This window comes from Glutamicibacter protophormiae, from assembly GCF_016894325.1.
GTDB classification, from domain to species: Bacteria; Actinomycetota; Actinomycetes; order Actinomycetales; family Micrococcaceae; genus Glutamicibacter; species Glutamicibacter protophormiae.
In genome coordinates this window covers 312360-327266 of sequence record NZ_CP069806.1, presented here as the reverse complement: position 1 = coordinate 327266, position 14907 = coordinate 312360, and the positions used below count along the sequence as shown (strand labels likewise).

The window sequence follows — 14907 nt, the reverse complement described above, 5'->3', positions numbered from 1 at the left end:
GGGCGCTGTCATGCTTGGGGCATGAGCAAACCCCTTTTCCTGGCAGCTCCCCCGCCCGCGGATCTGGCGGTGCCGCCCCGCGTGCTCCAGGCGGCCGGCGGCGAGCCGGTCCACGGAGTCTGGCTCAACGGCCAGGGCGGGGTGACCTACCGGCTCGGTGAAGGACCTTCGCCGCGCTTCGCCAAGTGGTCCCCGCGCCCGGTCGCTTCCGGCGAGGCCGGTGGCGCCGCGGCCGATAAACCCGATCTGCGCATCGAGGCCGAAAGGCTGCGCTGGGCCGCGGACTACCTGGCGGTGCCGCGGGTGCTGTCGCTGGAGGAATTCGACGACGGCCAGCTCATGGTCACCGCCGCGCTTCCCGGCCGGAATCTGGTGTCCGATTTCGGCAAGGCCGAACCGAGGCTGGCGGCCCGCGCACTGGGCCGGGGGCTGCGCCGGCTGCACGAAGCGCTGCCGGTGGGGCGCTGCCCGTTCCGCTGGGATCTGGAAACCCGTGCGGGATGGCTGGGGGACGAACTGCGCGCAGCATTCCTGGCCGAAGCGCCCGAGGAGGACCTGGTGGTCTGCCACGGGGATGCCTGCGCGCCGAACACCCTGGTCGGACCGGGGTACGAGGTCACCGGGCACGTGGATTTCGGCGAGCTGGGCGTGGGCGACCGCTGGGCCGACCTGGCGGTGGCCGCATGGAGCACCGAATGGAATTTCGGGGCCGGGGTCGAAGCCGAGGTCTATGCCGGGTACGGCATCGAGCCCGACGCGCGGAAGATCGACTTCTACCGCCGTCTCTGGGACGCCACCTAGCGGGAGAGGTAGCGGTGCTCGGGGCGGCCGCGCGTCCCGTAGCCCAGCTGCAGCTCCAGCGCCTCGTTCGCGACCAGCGCCGCAAGGTAGCGCTGCGCCGTGGCCCGCGCGACGCCCACGGCCTCGGCCACCTCGGCGACGCTCATCGGCCGGGCCGACTGCTTCACGCAAGCCAGCACCGCCTGCTCGGTGGGCGCCGCGCTCGCACCGGCGGCCGGCGCGTCATCGGCCCCTTGCAGCGTCTTGTAGAGCCGGTCGATGCCCTGCTGGTCCAGCTGCCCCGCGCCCTCCAGCTGACGTCGGTAGCGGGCCCAGCCCTTGAGCTTGGAGGACAGCGTCTTGGCGCCGAAGGGCTTGATGATGAAGGACAGCGCCCCGCACGAAATTGCCTGGGAGATGTTCTCAGGTTCGGTCGCGGCGGAGATCATGATTGCGTCCACGCCCAGCGCTGGCAGCAGCTCCAGGCCGCTGACATGCGGCAGGTACAAATCCAGCAGGACCAGGTCCGGTTTCTGCGCGGCGACCACCTTGGGCACCACCCGCGGATCCTGCACCGGTTCCAGCGCCTGGAATCCGGGCAGCGCGTTGACCATGTCCGCGTGCAGGGCGCCGACGCGGAAGTCGTCGTCGACGATCAGCACCCGATAGTTTCCCGTGGTTTTGCCGCTCATGGGCGAGGTCCTTCCGGTAGTGGGTTTTCGGCGGGGGCCTGCGTTTCGGCGAGTACCGCGGGCAGCCGGGCGGCGAGCACGGCTCCGCCCTCGGCGCCTCCGGGGTCGGCCACCCAGACGTCCCCGCTGCGCGACTGGGCCAGCCGGCGGATCAGCGGCAGCCCCACCCCGGCGCCGTGCTCCTCGCCCTGCGCGGAGCCGGTGGAGACCGCGGGCGCGAAGATGTCCAGGCCGGCGGCGATGCCAGGGCCGGAATCCGCCACGGCCAGGTGCAAGGTGGTTCCCTCGGAGAGCAGGTCCACCTCCACCCAGGGGTCTCCGACGCCGCGCAGCGCCGCGGTGAAGGCGTTGTCCAGCAGGTTGCCGAGCACCGCGGTGGCGTCCTGCGCGTCATGGGCGGAGGCGATCTGGCCAAAGAGCATCGACTGCGGCGAGACGCGCAGCTCGATGCCCTGCTCGTGGGCGCGCACCGCCTTCGCGGAGATGAAGGCGGACAGGTAGGCGTCGCGCACCGCCTCAAGCCCGGGGACCTGGGCGATCTTCGGCCCGGTCTCCATGACCTCCTGCAGGTACTGTTCGGCCTGCTCGATCTTGCCCAGGTTGATCAGCCCCAGCACCGCATGCATGCGGTTGGCGAATTCGTGGCGCTGGGCGCGCAGCGCATCGGCCATGTCCTGCACCGCGTCAAGCTTGGTGCCCAGTGCCTCCACGGTGGTCACGTCGTGGATCAGCACCACCTGCCCCAGGTCCACGCCGTCGCGGTTCACGTCGGTGACCCGGGCGATCAGCGAATTCCCGTTGGCATTCAGCCGCAGCGGCGCCTTGGCGTGCTCGCGGATGGCGCGCACCAGGGCCGCATCCAGCCCGGCCGACGCGTAGTGGCGCCCGACGACGTCCTTCAGCTCGGTGCGGTGCGGCAGGCCCAGCAGCTGGCGGGCCGCCTTGTTGCGCACCGTGATCCTGTGGTCCACGCCGATGCCCATGACGCCTTCGGTCACTCCGTAGAGCACCGCCTGCTGGTCGCGGACCAGCTGCGCGATCTCCGAGGGTTCCAGTCCCAGGGTCTGCCGCTTGAGCTTGCGCACCGTGTAGCGACCGGCGAGCACCGCCAGCACGGCAGCCAGCAGGGCGAACAGCACGATCCAGCTGAAGGACTGCGCCAGCGCCCCGGTCAGCGAGTCGGTGGTCACGCCCACCGACACCTCGCCTATAACCATGCCGGAAGAGGAATATATCGGGACCTTGGCGCGGACCGATTCCCCCAGGGTGCCGTGCTCGCGCGAGAGATCCTCCACGCCGCTCAGCGCCACCGGCTCGGTGGATACCTTGCGCCCGATTTCCGCCGGGTTGGGATGGCTCAGCCGCAGCCCGCGGTCCTCGGTCACCACCACGAAATAGGCTTCGCCGCGAGCCACGATGGCCTCGGCCAGCTGCTGCAGCGGTCCGGTCCGCAAGGCCGGGACGTCAAGCCGATCCTGGGCCGCGTAGCGCTCGACCTCCCGGACCACCGAAGGCATGACTGCCACCGAGCGCGCGATGGTCAGCGAGCGGTCCTCGGCCCGGTTGAACACCTGGTTGTAGCTGGCATAGAGCGTGCCCGCGGTGACCAGCACGATCAGGAAACCCACCACGAGGAACTGCAAGCGCATGATGCGCGAGGCGAAGTGTCGGGTTCCGGTGCGGGAGGAAGGCATGGCACCAAGCATATCCACCGGAGCGCACCCGGGTGAGTTTTATGAGCAAAAAGATTCCAATGACCTAAAGGGGGCAGTAATCAGCACAAGCATCGCGACGTGAGCGCCGACACGTAGTTTGAAGGTGATTCCTCATTCCACCGGATGCCACGCCGATGTGGCACCACAGATCCAAGGAGGTCGGGGCAATGCTTGTTGCACTCGGATTCCTCATGGTCATCACCTTCATGGTGCTGATCATGACCAAACGCATGACTCCGCTGCTGGCGCTGATCATCGTCCCCACCGCGTTCGGCCTGTTCGCCGGCGCCGGGTTCGGCCTGGGCGACATGATCATGGACGCCATCAAGTCCATGTCCGGCACCGCGGCGCTGCTGATGTTCGCCATCATGTACTTCGGCCTGATGATCGACGTCGGGCTCTTCGACCGCCTGGTGGCGGGCATCCAGAAACTGGTCGGCAACGACCCGGCCAAGGTCGTCATGGGCACCGCCCTGCTGACCGCAGTGATCTCGCTGGACGGCGACGGCTCCACCACCTTCATCGTGGTGACTGCCGCGCTGCTGCCGATCTACCAGCGGCTGGGCCTGAGCCCGGTGGTGCTCACCTGCGTGGCCGGCTTGACCAACGGCACCTTGAACATCGTCCCCTGGGGCGGCCCGACGGCCCGCGCCGCCGCGGCGCTGGGTGTCGAGGCCTCCGACGTGTTCGTCCCGATGCTCCCGTCGCTGGGCATCGCCCTGGTGGTCATCGGCATCTTCGCCTGGCAGATGGGCATCACCGAGCGCCGCCGCATGCAGCGCGAACGTCCCGAGCTCTGGGGCACCTCCTTGGGCGGCGGCAATGTCACCGCCGGCGCAGGCGGTTCCGGCAAGGGCCGCAGGACTCCGGGCGGCGCGTCGGCCGGCGGCTCCCCGATCGCCGTGCTGGAAGCCGTGGCCACCAAGGGCGACGGCACCGAGGCCGCGACGCTGGACGGCACCGTGCTGGACCCGAACCGCGAGACCCTGCGCCCGAAGCTGTTCTTCTTCAACCTGGCGCTGACCGTGGCCATCATGGTGCTGCTGGTTGTCGACGTGCTGCCGCTGTCCTACCTGTTCATGATCGGCACCGCCATCGCGCTGGTGGTCAACTTCCCGAAGGTCTCAGACCAGGTGAAGATGATTTCCTCGCACTCCAGCGAGATCATCGCGGTGGTCTCCATGGTGCTCGGCGCCGCGGTGCTCACCGGCGTGCTTTCCGGCACCGGCATGGTCGACGCGATGAGCCAGTGGCTGGTGGCGATCATCCCGGATTCGCTGGGCCAGTACATGGCGGTAATCACCGGCCTGATCTCGATCCCGGCAACCTTCTTCATGAGCAACGACGCGTTCTACTTCGGCATCCTGCCGGTGCTCACCGAGGCCGGCGCGCACTTCGGAGTCCCCGCGGTGGACATGGCCCGCGCTTCCATCACCGGCCAGCCCGTCCACATGCAGTCCCCGCTGGTCCCGGCGATCCTGCTGCTGGTGTCCCTGGCCCGCGTGGACCTGGGCGACCACCACAAGAAGGTGCTGTGGCGTGCGCTGGTGATCAGCCTGGTCATGCTCGTCTCCGGAGTGCTGTTCGGAGCGATCGCCATGGGCTAAGCGCCCAGCGGACCGTCCCCCCGTTCCGCCCTCGTCTTCGGCCCGTGCTCCGCCCCTACGGCGGGACACGGGCCGAAGTTCTTGCATGCTCAGGTCCGGGGATACCACGGCGGCAGGTAGTCCCGCGGCGGGTCCTCCCCGACGCGCCCGTCGATCGCTTCGCGCAGCAGATCCGCGTGGCCTGCATGACGGCCGTACTCCTCGATGAGGTCGCACACCAGCCGTCGGACGCTGGCCTGGCTGCCGTCGAATTCCAGCGCACTGGGCTGGTCCAGCGCCCCGGGTTGCAGCAGCCCTTTCTGGATGCGGCGGCTCGCGGCCACCGCCTGGTCGTACCTCCGGTAGGCCGCCGCAGGGTCGGTGCCGATGAGCTGGAACTGGTCGACCCCCTCCGCACTCAGCGCCAGCAGCGTTTCGGGCTTGCGCCGGGCGATCAGCCAGGTGAACTTCTCGTCCTCGACGGCGGCCAAGTGCTGCAGCAGCCCGCCCAGGCTCAGCTCGCTGGATTCCAGCCGGAAATCCAGCTGCTCGATGCCCAACCCGTCGGCCTTGTAGCGGAAGGTCGCGCGCAGCCGGTCCAGCATGCCGAACAGGTGCTGCTGCTCCGTGCCCGCCAGCGGCGGCTCCCATAGTGGTTCGTTCATCGTGCGGCCTCCCGGGTTTTCGATTTTCCTGCCTTGCAGTATGCGCGCCGGGGGCCCTGTCCGCCAGCATCAACCGGCGGCCGCGCAGGTGTGAACTGGAGTACCAAAGGTGGAGTTGCCGCGCGCGAGACAGGATAATTGAGCCATGCCCCAAACCCTTGAGGTCCTCGCCCCGGCCGATTGGCCGGCCCGGGCGGCCGCGCACGAGCGCCGCGCCCGCGCCTTCGGCGAACCCTTCGTGGCGCGGCGGATGACGGGGCGCAAGCACCCGATCGAGGATTTCCTGTTCACCTACTACACGCAGAAACCCGGCCAGCTCTACCGCTGGCATCCCGGGATCGGCGTAGTGCTCTCCGGCCCCGAGGCCGCGCAACGCGGGAACTGGAAGTTCTACCGCCAGGTGGACACCGAAGGTGGACCCGGCTGGGGCTTCGACGCCGAGGCCTTCGGCCAGGCCCGCACCGAGGCCATCAGGTTCGCCCGCATCATCCTCTCCGGCACCGCGCAGCGCCCGGGAAATTTCGCCTGCTTCGGCCTGCATGAGTGGGCCATGGCGTACAAGTCCGAGGCCAACGGCATCCGCCACGAGTACCTGCCGCTGCGGTTGGGCCCCGCCGGCACGGACGAGGTCGTCGAGTCCCACCGGATCCGCTGCACGCACTTCGACGCGTTCCGCTTCTACACCCCGCAGGCCGCGCCGCTCAACGAGCTGCAGCCCACCCGCGAAACCCAGCGCGACCTGGAACAGCCCGGCTGCCTGCACGCGAACATGGACCTGTACAAATGGGCGTACAAGCTGACACCAGCGGTGCCCAGCGACCTGGTGATGGACTGCTTCGAGCTGGCGTGGGACATCCGCACCATGGACATGCAGGCCTCGCCCTATGACTTGGACGACTGGGGCCACGATCCGATCCGCATCGAAACGACCGAAGGCAAGGCCGAGTACGTGCGCCTCCAGAAGGAGTTCGCGCAGCGGGCCGACGTGCTGCGCGCCCGGCTGCTGGACGTGGCCAATGCGCTGGTGCTGCCCGAGTAGCGTTAGCCCGGGATTCCCGCGGCCGCGGCTCTGGCAAAGTCCGCGACCGGCGTGGAGAATGAGCCCATGGATGATGCGCAGACGCTGAAACGCCGGACGGCCAGGGTCTCCGGATTGCGGGTTGCGGCCGTGGCGCTCGCCGCCGGAACGGCGCTGGCCGGCTGTTCCCCGGCGAAAACGGAGGCTTCCCCGACGGACCTGGAGATCGTGGTCCGCAATGACGGCACCACGGTGTCCCATGAGTACCGGCTTCGCTGCCAGGGCGAACAGGTCGGCGAGGGCAGCACGCTGCCCACCGCGCAGGCGGCCTGTGTGCTGCTCGCCTCCGACCCCTCGGCGCTCTCCCCGTCGACGGACCAGAACCGGGTCTGCACCGAGATCTACGGCGGTCCGGATACCGCCGATGTCACCGGGATGCTGGCCGGCCGCGCGGTGAGCGCGTCCTTCGACCGGCACAACGGCTGCGCCATCGACGACTGGTCTGCCGCGGCGCCGCTGCTGGGCGACGGGGCGCTCGGCAACCGGTAATATCCCCGATCCCGCGGGTCAAGCAATTAGAATAGGAAGACTATGGAGTTTTTCCTGCTGGTCATCGCATTGTTGTTCGCCACGATCTTGATCGTGGGCATTGGTGAGCGGATCAAGCTCCCCTACCCCATCTTGATGCTCGTTTTCGCGACCCTGGCGGGCTTCCTCCCCTTCATGCCGGAGATGCATATCGATCCGGAGCTGATCCTGCCGATCTTCCTGCCGCCCTTGCTGTTCGCCACGGCGCAGCGCAGCAGCTGGTCGGTCTTCAGGTTCCGCTGGAAGGCGCTGATCCGGCTGGCGGTGATCCTGGTCGTGGTCACTGCGGGACTGGTCGCGACGGCGGCCTGGGCCTTCGCGCCGATCGCCTCGGTGCCGCTGGCACTGGCGCTCGGCGCGGTGGTCGCCCCGCCGGACCCCGTGGCGGTGGACGCGATCGCCACCAAGGTGAAGATGCCGCGGCGGCTGACCTCGCTGCTGGAAACCGAGGGCCTGTTCAATGACGCCATGGCCATCGTGATCTTCCAGCTGGCGGTGCAGGCCACCGTGAACCAGTCCGAGGTCGGGCTGTCCATCATTCCGCAGTTCCTGCTGGGCGCGGCCGGCGCGGTGGTCCTGGGCCTGGCCATGGGCTGGCTGATCGGCGCGCTGAACCGCTTCGTTCCGAACCTCGCGGCCCGCAGCGCGGCCACCCTGGTGGCGCCCTATGCGGTCTACATGATGGCAGAGGAAGTGCATGTCTCCGGCGTGATCGCGGTGGTGGTGACCGCACTGGAGATGGTGCGCCGCGACCGCCCGCAGGACTCGCAGGAGCGCCTGACCCGCCACGCCTTCTGGGAGGTGCTGGAGATGCTGGCCACCGGCCTGGCCTTCGGCCTGATGGGCATCGAGATGAACTCGGTGATCCAGGAGGAGGGCAGCAACCTGCTGGGCTTCATCCCGGGCATCATCGCGATCTGCGTGGTCGTGATCGGCGTGCGCGCCGTGTGGATGTTCGCCTCCTACTACCTGCCCAACCGCAAGAACCCGAAGATCTCCGCGGCCAAGGACACGCTGGTGCTCACCTGGTGCGGGATGCGCGGGCTGGCCACGCTGGCGCTGGCGCTGGCGCTGCCCAAGGTCACCGCCGACGGCGCCCCGATCGAGGGCCGCAACTTCGTGGTGGTCGCCGCGTGCTCGGTGCTGCTGACGACGCTGGTCATTCCGGGGCTGAGCCTGCCGGCGTTGATGCGCGTGCTGAGGCTGCGCGGCAACGAGCAGGACACCAAGCGGGCGCGGCGCGCGCTGGCCCGCCGGGCGGAGGCGGTGGCCATCGCCGCGCTGAAGAAGAACGTGGAACTGCAGGAGCTGCCGGAGAACTACCAGCAGGCGGTGCGCCGGCGCATGAACTCGCTGCACACCATCCTGGCCACCGATCCGGATCCGCACGATGCGATCACCGACGAGAAGTACACGCAGATCCGTGCCGTGATCGCCAAGGCGGACGCGATCCAGGGCATCGCGCTGCAGGCGGCCCGCGCCGAGCTGCTCAAGGCGCGGCGCGAACCGAACGTCGACCCGCATCTGGTGGACGAGATCATGGGGCGCCTGGACCGGCGCACCGCGACCCTGGACCGCTAGCCGGACCTCAGGCCGCGCTGCGCTGCAGCTTGACGATGACCTCGAAGTGCTCGGTCTGCGGAAACATGTCCATGACGCGGGCCAGCTGCGGGGTGAACTTGTCCAGGCGCTTGAGGTCGCGGGCCAGCGATTGCGCGTTGCAGCTGGAGTAAATCAGGTGCTCCACGTCCGAGGCGTTCAGCCAGGCGGCCAGCTCGGCGGAGATGCCGCGGCGCGGCGGATTGACGATGACCGCGTCCGGCGCCCATCCGGCGCCCAGCGCGTACTCGGTGGCGTCGCCGACGATGAATTGGACGCCGTCCAGCCCCAGGCTGGCTGCGCTGGTGCTGGCCGCCTCGACGGCCTCGGCGCTGGTCTCGATGCCGTGCACCGTGCGGCCTTCGCCGGCGCAGTGCAGGGCGAAACCGCCCACGCCGCTGTACAGGTCCCAGAGGCTTTCCGGGTTCACGTCGTCGATCCACTGGCGGGCCTGGCGGTAGAGCGCGGCAGCGATGTGGGTGTTGGTCTGGAAGAAACCCTGCGGGCGCAGGTGCATGGGGATGCCGTTGAGCTCGAACTGCAGTGTGGTGCGGCGCGTGAGGATGATCTCCTCCGAGCCTTCGAGCACCGCCTTGTGCTCGGGCAGGAAATTCACCGACACCACCGAGCCGGGCGGCATCTTCTCCACGAACTGCGGCAGCGAGTTGCGCAGGGCCACGAAGTGCTTCTTGGTGCGCAGCACCCAGCGGACCATGATCGCCCCGGTGTCCGAGAGCGTGAGGATCACGTGCTTCAGTTCGCCCTTGCGCCGGGGGACGTCGTAGGGGATCAGCTTCAGCTCGTGGATGAAGCGTTCGACGACCGGGAACATGGCGCGCAGGGCGGGGTCGATAACGCCGCAATTTCGCAGGTCGACGCCGTGTCCATCGGCGTCGAGGATGCCGATGGTCGGATGCTCGGTGGTGCCGGAGATGACCATCTTGGCCTTGTTCCTGAAGCCCTGTTCCGGGCTTGGCTGGGCGGGCAGGAAGGCCAGCTGCCCGAAGTCGGAGAGCAGCTCCTGGCAGCGCTCCACCTTCGATTGCAGCTGAAGTTCGTAGGGCACCGTCATCAGGGTGCAGGAGCGGCAGCGATCGGCGGAGAAGTAAAGGCATTCCATGGTGCCTACGATTTTAGCGAAGAACCCTGGGGTTGAACGCCAAGTGTTCTCGACGCGGATTGCCCGCAAATTTTCAGCTTCGAGGGCTAAGCTCAATTTCAGATCAACCAGTTACCGAGCAGTGTTCAACGCCGCGCTGCGGCGGCGAATGAGGTTTGCGGACCGCGAAAGGAACGATGGCACTTCGTACCGGACTCACCACAACCCGTCGTGGCATCGTGTTGATGGCTATTCCGCTGGCCGCCGCGATCGGCGCCTGCACCGCCTGCGGGCCCGCGGCGCCGCAGGCCGAAAGCGTCCAGTCCAGCCCGTCGCCCTCAGCGAAGACCACCGCCGCCACCGACCAAGGCCCGGAGGCGACAGCGGCGCAGGACGAAGCGAAGAAGCCATCCACCGGAAACACCGCATCGGCCGAGCCCACCGCTGCCCCTGGAAGCAAGGCCGCGAAGACTCCGGCTCCCCCGACGGCGAGCGTTGCTCCGCTGTCTTCCGGCGCGGCGGCCGGCGCGACGCTCAGCGCCCTTCCCACCACCAGCGCCAGCTTCTCGAAGGCGACCTCTGCGCTGTATCGCGCGATCGAGGACGGCAGTCCGGAAGCGGTGCGCAAGGCAGTCAAGGGCGGAGCGGACCTGGACGCCGCGGATTCCTCCGGGCGCACACCGCTGATGCGCGCGGTCATCGCGGGAAATGCCGCCATCTGCAAGCAGCTGCTGGATGCAGGTTCGGACCCGAACGCCAAGGACGACTATCAGGAGTCGCCGTTCCTGCGGGCCAGCGCCTCGGGCATGGTCGGCACGCTGGCCGAGTTCCTGGACAACGGCGCCGACACCCACTCCACCAACCGGGTCGGCGGCACCGCACTGTCGGTGGCCGCGGAAAACGGGCAGGTGGGTTCCGTGCGGGCGCTGCTCAAGACCGATATTCCCGTCGACCACGTCAACGACCTGGGCTGGACCGCGCTGCACGAAACCATCGTGCTGGGCCAGGGAAGCACGAACTCCATCACCATTGCCCGGCTGCTGGTGACCCACGGCGCGAATCCGGCGCTGAAGGACCAGACCGGATCGGACGCCTTCGAGCTGGCCAAGGAACGCCAGCAGACGCAGATGCTGAACACGCTCGTCGCCGCCAGCCGCTACTAGAGCGCGTCCAGGTAGAACCAGGCCCCGTTCTCGCGCACGAACGTGCTGACCTCATGCTGGCTTCCGCGCTGTCCGTCCTGGGCATAGTGCGCGATGAACTCCACGACCCCGCGCGAGGCCTGGGCTCCTCCGGAACGGGTCTTCACGATCTGCAGCCCTTCCCAGTGCAGTTCCCCGTCCAGCTGCAGATCCGCCGGGCGGGTGGTTTCATGCCAGGAGAGCAGCAGGTACCCGGCGAGCCCCAGCACGAAGGCGCTGTAGCGCGAGCGCATCAGCTGCTCGGCGGTGTCCGGCAGCACCTCGCCCGAGGCGCGGTGCTCGTGGAACGGCTGGCAGCACCGCGAGTAGGCGGGCTTCTCGGCATCGAGCGCACGGCAGGGACAGGGACTGGAGGCGTGGAATTCCATCCGTCCAGCTTACGCGGGGCACCCGAAAACCCCTTCATGAGCCTAAAATCACATGGCTAATAACTAGGAGAAACAGTTCTGGGCCCGCACTGGCAGGTTTTCCCCGTCACATTCCCGCTAGACTGGGTAGGCAAGCTCGCGGAGCGCCAAATCCCCTTGGTGTGAGACGGCACGTCTCCGTGTGGCATTTAACCCCTTCGCGCACAGGAGATACGCCGGATGCCCCGCATCGTTGTAGATGTCATGCTCAAGCCAGAAATCCTTGACCCCCAGGGTAAGGCCATTGCGGGAGCACTGCCCCGCCTGGGCTTCAACTCCTTCGAGGCCGTCCGTCAGGGCAAGCGCTTTGAACTCACCGTGGACGGCGAGGTGACCGAGCAGATCCTGGCCCAGGCCCGCGAGGCCGCCGAGACCCTGCTGTCCAATCCGGTCATCGAAGATGTTGTCAACGTCGAGGTCGTTGCGGACTAATGAGCACCGAACTTCCTCTGATTGGCGACTACTCGACGCCAACCGCTGAACTGTCGGGCGCCCGCATCGGCGTGGTGACCTTCCCTGGCACCCTCGACGACCGCGACGCAGCCCGTGCAGTGCGCGCCGCCGGCGCCCAGGCCGTGTCCCTGTGGCACGCAGACACCGACCTGCAGGACGTCGACGCCGTGGTGATCCCGGGCGGCTTCTCCTACGGCGACTACCTGCGCGCAGGCGCGATCTCCCGCTTCGCCCCGATGATGGACAAGATCATCGACGCGGCGAACTCGGACGCCAAGCTACCCGTGCTGGGCATCTGCAACGGCTTCCAGATCCTCACCGAGTCGCACCTGCTGCCCGGTTCGATGATCAAGAACGACCACCTGAAGTTCATCTGCCGCGACCAGGTGCTGCGCGTGGAGAACGACCAGACCGCCTGGACCAACGGCTACACCGCCGGCCAGGAGATCACCATCGTGCTGAAGAACCAGGACGGCCAGTACGTGGCCGACGAGAAGACCCTGGACATGCTCGAGGCCGAAGGCCGCGTGGCATTCTCCTACGTGGGCTGGAACCCGAACGGCTCGCGCCGCTCGATCGCCGGCATCAGCAATGCGGCGGGCAACGTCGTGGGCCTCATGCCGCACCCGGAGCACGCCATCGAGGCCGGATTCGGCCCGGATGCCCGCGGCACCGACGGCCTGACGTTCTTCACCAGTGTTTTGACCCACCTCGTCGGAGGCAAGAAGTGAGCGAGCAGACTCAAGCATTCAACATCGACACCGTCGATAACGCGGCATCGACCCCGGACGTCGAGCTGCCGTGGGCCGAGCTGGGCCTGAAGGACAACGAATTCGCCGAGATCGTCAAGATCCTGGGCCGCCGCCCGACCGCGGCGGAGCTGGCGATGTACTCGGTCATGTGGTCCGAGCACTGCTCCTACAAGTCCACCAAGACCCACCTGCGCCAGTTCGGCCAGAAGGTCACCGAAGAGATGAAGAAGGACCTGATGGTCGGCATGGGCGAAAACGCCGGTGTCACCAACCTGGGCGACGGCTGGGCCGTGACCTTCAAGATCGAATCGCACAACTCCCCGTCCTACGTGGAGCCCTACCAGGGCGCCGCGACCGGCATCGGCGGCATCGTGCGCGACATCATCTCGATGGGCGCCCGCCCGATCGCCGTGATGGATCCGCTGCGCTTCGGCGCGATCGACCACGAGGACTCGCAGCGCGTGGTGCACGGCGTGGTCTCCGGCATCGGCGGCTACGGCAACTCGCTGGGCCTGCCGAACATCGGCGGCGAAACCGTGTTCGACCCGATCTACCAGGGCAACCCGCTGGTCAACGCGCTGGCCGTGGGCGCGCTGCGCCATGAGGACCTGCGCCTGGCCAACGCCTCCGGCGTGGGCAACAAGGTCGTGCTCTTCGGTGCGCGCACCGGCGGCGACGGGATCGGCGGCGCCTCGGTGCTGGCCTCGGAGTCCTTCGACGACACCAAGCCCTCCAAGCGCCCTGCAGTGCAGGTCGGCGACCCGTTCGCCGAGAAGGTGCTCATTGAGTGCTGCCTGGAGCTGTTCAAGGCCTCGCTGGTCGAGGGCATCCAGGATCTGGGCGCCGCGGGCATCTCCTGCGCCACCTCCGAGCTGGCGGCCAACGGCGACGGCGGCATGAACGTCGAGCTGACCAACGTGCTGCTGCGCGACTCCACCCTGACCCCGGGCGAGATCCTGATGTCCGAGTCGCAGGAACGCATGATGGCCGTGGTTTCCCCGGACAACGTGGAAGCCTTCGAAGCCGTCATGGCCAAGTGGAACGTCGAGTACTCCTGGCTGGGCGAGGTCACCGACGACAACCGCCTGACCATCACCTGGAACGGCGAGGTCATCGTCGACGTGGACCCGAGCACCGTTGCGGTGGACGGCCCGGAATACGACCGCCCGTACGCCCGCCCGGACTGGCAGGATGCGCTGCAGGCCGATACCTTCCGCGCCTCGGACGCCGGGAAGAACCTTCCCGAGTCCGGCGACCAGCTCAAGGCCGCCGTGCTGGAGCTGATTGCCAGCCCGAACATGTGCGACAAGTCCTGGATCACCCGCCAGTACGACCGCTACGTGGGCGGCAACACCGCCCTGGCCGCCCCGGATGACGCCGGCGTGGTCCGCATCGACGAGGAAACCGGCCTGGGTGTGGCCATCGCCACCGACGCCAACGGCCGCTACGCCTACCTGGACCCGTACGCCGGAGCCCAGCTGGCCCTGGCCGAGTCCTACCGCAACGTCGCCACCTCCGGCGCCATTCCAGCGGCCGTCTCCGACTGCCTGAACTACGGCTCCCCCGAGGATCCGGACGTCATGTGGCAGCTGGCCGAGGGCATCCGCGGCCTGTCGGATGCCTGCATGGAACTGGGCGTCCCGGTCACCGGCGGCAACGTCTCGCTGTACAACCAGACCGGCGACAAGGCCATCCACCCGACCCCGGTGGTTGCGACCCTGGGCAAGCTGGACGACGTCGCCCGCCGCACCCCGTCGGGCTGGCGAGAAGAGGCCGACGGCCAGGCCATCTACCTGATCGGCACCACCGCCGATGAGCTGGACGGCTCCGAGTTCGCCAACCTGCGCGGCCACTTGGGCGGCCTGCCGCCGAAGGTCGACCTGGCCGCGGAGAAGGCGCTGGGCGCGATCCTGATCAACGCCAGCCGCGACGGCATGATCGACTCGGCCCACGACCTGTCGGAGGGCGGCCTGGCCGCCGCGCTGTCGGAAATGGTGCTGCGCTACGGCGTCGGCGCCCGTGTGGCCCTGGACGAGATCAAGGCCCGCGACGGCATCGATTCGTTCACCGCGCTGTTCTCCGAGTCGCAGGCCCGCGCCATCGTGGCCGTGCCGCGCAGTGAAGAGGTCCGCTTCAACGACATGACCAGCGCCCGCGGCGTCACCGTGGCGCGCCTGGGCGTCGTCGACGCGCAGTCCGGCGCCCTGGAGGTCCAGGGCGAGTTCACCGTTTCGGTGGACGAGCTGCGTGAAGCCCATGAAGGCACCATGGTCAAGTACTTCGGCTAAACCCGACCGTACTGCCCGCAACGGCGGCCGCTCCCACTACGGGAGCGGCCGCCGTTTTCCTTG

The 14907-nt window shown here is 68.1% G+C and carries 14 protein-coding genes; 9 read left to right on the top strand and 5 right to left on the bottom strand.

Annotated features, from left to right (window positions below):
- Window positions 1-21: 21 nt before the first annotated feature.
- Entirely contained in the window at window positions 22-801 is a 780-nt protein-coding gene (locus JQN66_RS01610; RefSeq protein ID WP_204676386.1) for an aminoglycoside 3'-phosphotransferase, read from the top strand.
- Here the strand turns inward: JQN66_RS01610 and JQN66_RS01605 are convergent.
- Both JQN66_RS01605 and JQN66_RS01600 read right to left on the bottom strand, forming a co-directional pair.
- Window positions 798-1472 (bottom strand): response regulator, encoded by a 675-nt coding sequence (locus tag JQN66_RS01605; protein ID WP_204676385.1) that lies wholly within the window; start codon window positions 1470-1472, stop codon window positions 798-800. The genes JQN66_RS01610 and JQN66_RS01605 overlap by 4 nt on opposite strands.
- Complete coding sequence (locus tag JQN66_RS01600) at window positions 1469-3166, bottom strand: sensor histidine kinase (RefSeq protein ID WP_204676384.1); 1698 nt, start codon at window positions 3164-3166, stop codon at window positions 1469-1471. Before JQN66_RS01600 ends, JQN66_RS01605 begins: the two co-directional genes overlap by 4 nt.
- 188 nt (window positions 3167-3354) lie before the next feature.
- On the opposite strand from JQN66_RS01600, the gene JQN66_RS01595 reads away from it, so the two are divergent.
- Window positions 3355-4794, top strand: a complete 1440-nt coding sequence (locus tag JQN66_RS01595; RefSeq protein ID WP_204676383.1) for a CitMHS family transporter — start codon at window positions 3355-3357, stop codon at window positions 4792-4794.
- A gap of 89 nt (window positions 4795-4883) precedes the next feature.
- Here the strand turns inward: JQN66_RS01595 and JQN66_RS01590 are convergent, their stop codons facing one another.
- A complete protein-coding gene (locus JQN66_RS01590; protein ID WP_204676382.1) occupies window positions 4884-5438 on the bottom strand; it encodes a mycothiol transferase in 555 nt (184 codons plus the stop codon).
- A 145-nt stretch (window positions 5439-5583) separates the two neighbouring features.
- Between JQN66_RS01590 and JQN66_RS01585 the strand changes: the two genes are divergently transcribed.
- The 3 genes from JQN66_RS01585 (at window position 5584) to JQN66_RS01575 (ending at window position 8625) form a co-directional block, all read left to right on the top strand.
- Complete coding sequence (locus JQN66_RS01585; protein WP_204676381.1) at window positions 5584-6477, top strand: 3-methyladenine DNA glycosylase; 894 nt, start codon at window positions 5584-5586, stop codon at window positions 6475-6477.
- A gap of 66 nt (window positions 6478-6543) precedes the next feature.
- The gene (locus JQN66_RS01580) at window positions 6544-7005 is read left to right on the top strand and encodes a hypothetical protein (RefSeq protein WP_204676380.1); all 462 of its coding nucleotides are present in this window, start codon (window positions 6544-6546) and stop codon (window positions 7003-7005) included.
- Between the two features lie 42 nt (window positions 7006-7047).
- Window positions 7048-8625, top strand: coding sequence for a cation:proton antiporter (locus JQN66_RS01575; RefSeq protein ID WP_204676379.1), 1578 nt, complete (start codon window positions 7048-7050; stop codon window positions 8623-8625).
- 7 nt (window positions 8626-8632) lie between these two features.
- Here the strand turns inward: JQN66_RS01575 and JQN66_RS01570 are convergent, their stop codons facing one another.
- Window positions 8633-9763: a methyltransferase domain-containing protein gene (locus JQN66_RS01570; protein ID WP_204676378.1), complete on the bottom strand. Its 1131-nt coding sequence runs from the start codon at window positions 9761-9763 to the stop codon at window positions 8633-8635.
- Window positions 9764-9939: 176 nt separating this feature from the next.
- Here JQN66_RS01570 and JQN66_RS01565 point away from each other — a divergent pair, with 176 nt between their 5' ends.
- Complete coding sequence (locus JQN66_RS01565) at window positions 9940-10905, top strand: ankyrin repeat domain-containing protein (RefSeq protein WP_204676377.1); 966 nt, start codon at window positions 9940-9942, stop codon at window positions 10903-10905.
- Here the strand turns inward: JQN66_RS01565 and JQN66_RS01560 are convergent.
- Window positions 10902-11312: a YchJ family protein gene (locus tag JQN66_RS01560; RefSeq protein ID WP_204676376.1), complete on the bottom strand. Its 411-nt coding sequence runs from the start codon at window positions 11310-11312 to the stop codon at window positions 10902-10904. The two genes, JQN66_RS01565 and JQN66_RS01560, sit on opposite strands and share 4 nt — an antisense overlap.
- Window positions 11313-11531: 219 nt before the next feature.
- On the opposite strand from JQN66_RS01560, the gene purS reads away from it, so the two are divergent.
- The 3 genes from purS to purL are packed head-to-tail and all read left to right on the top strand — an operon-like array spanning window position 11532 to window position 14844.
- Window positions 11532-11783 (top strand): phosphoribosylformylglycinamidine synthase subunit PurS, encoded by a 252-nt coding sequence (purS, locus tag JQN66_RS01555; RefSeq protein ID WP_188948473.1) that lies wholly within the window; start codon window positions 11532-11534, stop codon window positions 11781-11783.
- Window positions 11783-12535, top strand: coding sequence for a phosphoribosylformylglycinamidine synthase subunit PurQ (gene purQ, locus JQN66_RS01550; protein WP_188948474.1), 753 nt, complete (start codon window positions 11783-11785; stop codon window positions 12533-12535). Before purS ends, purQ begins: the two co-directional genes overlap by 1 nt.
- A complete protein-coding gene (purL, locus tag JQN66_RS01545) occupies window positions 12532-14844 on the top strand; it encodes a phosphoribosylformylglycinamidine synthase subunit PurL (protein ID WP_204676375.1) in 2313 nt (770 codons plus the stop codon). The genes purQ and purL overlap by 4 nt, the downstream gene beginning before the upstream one ends.
- The last annotated feature ends 63 nt before the right edge of the window (window positions 14845-14907 follow it).

What these genes read in the sequence shown, in the direction of transcription:
- purS (WP_188948473.1), top strand. Translation starts at nt 11,532, where the DNA reads ATGCCCCGCATCGTTGTAGATGTCATGCTCAAGCCAGAAATCCTTGAC.
- JQN66_RS01560 (WP_204676376.1), bottom strand. Translation starts at nt 11,312, where the DNA reads ATGGAATTCCACGCCTCCAGTCCCTGTCCCTGCCGTGCGCTCGATGCC.
- JQN66_RS01570 (WP_204676378.1), bottom strand. Translation starts at nt 9,763, where the DNA reads ATGGAATGCCTTTACTTCTCCGCCGATCGCTGCCGCTCCTGCACCCTG.
- JQN66_RS01580 (WP_204676380.1), top strand. Translation starts at nt 6,544, where the DNA reads ATGGATGATGCGCAGACGCTGAAACGCCGGACGGCCAGGGTCTCCGGA.
- JQN66_RS01590 (WP_204676382.1), bottom strand. Translation starts at nt 5,438, where the DNA reads ATGAACGAACCACTATGGGAGCCGCCGCTGGCGGGCACGGAGCAGCAG.
- JQN66_RS01595 (WP_204676383.1), top strand. Translation starts at nt 3,355, where the DNA reads ATGCTTGTTGCACTCGGATTCCTCATGGTCATCACCTTCATGGTGCTG.
- JQN66_RS01610 (WP_204676386.1), top strand. Translation starts at nt 22, where the DNA reads ATGAGCAAACCCCTTTTCCTGGCAGCTCCCCCGCCCGCGGATCTGGCG.
- JQN66_RS01585 (WP_204676381.1), top strand. Translation starts at nt 5,584, where the DNA reads ATGCCCCAAACCCTTGAGGTCCTCGCCCCGGCCGATTGGCCGGCCCGG.
- JQN66_RS01605 (WP_204676385.1), bottom strand. Translation starts at nt 1,472, where the DNA reads ATGAGCGGCAAAACCACGGGAAACTATCGGGTGCTGATCGTCGACGAC.
- JQN66_RS01575 (WP_204676379.1), top strand. Translation starts at nt 7,048, where the DNA reads ATGGAGTTTTTCCTGCTGGTCATCGCATTGTTGTTCGCCACGATCTTG.
- JQN66_RS01600 (WP_204676384.1), bottom strand. Translation starts at nt 3,166, where the DNA reads ATGCCTTCCTCCCGCACCGGAACCCGACACTTCGCCTCGCGCATCATG.
- JQN66_RS01565 (WP_204676377.1), top strand. Translation starts at nt 9,940, where the DNA reads ATGGCACTTCGTACCGGACTCACCACAACCCGTCGTGGCATCGTGTTG.
- purQ (WP_188948474.1), top strand. Translation starts at nt 11,783, where the DNA reads ATGAGCACCGAACTTCCTCTGATTGGCGACTACTCGACGCCAACCGCT.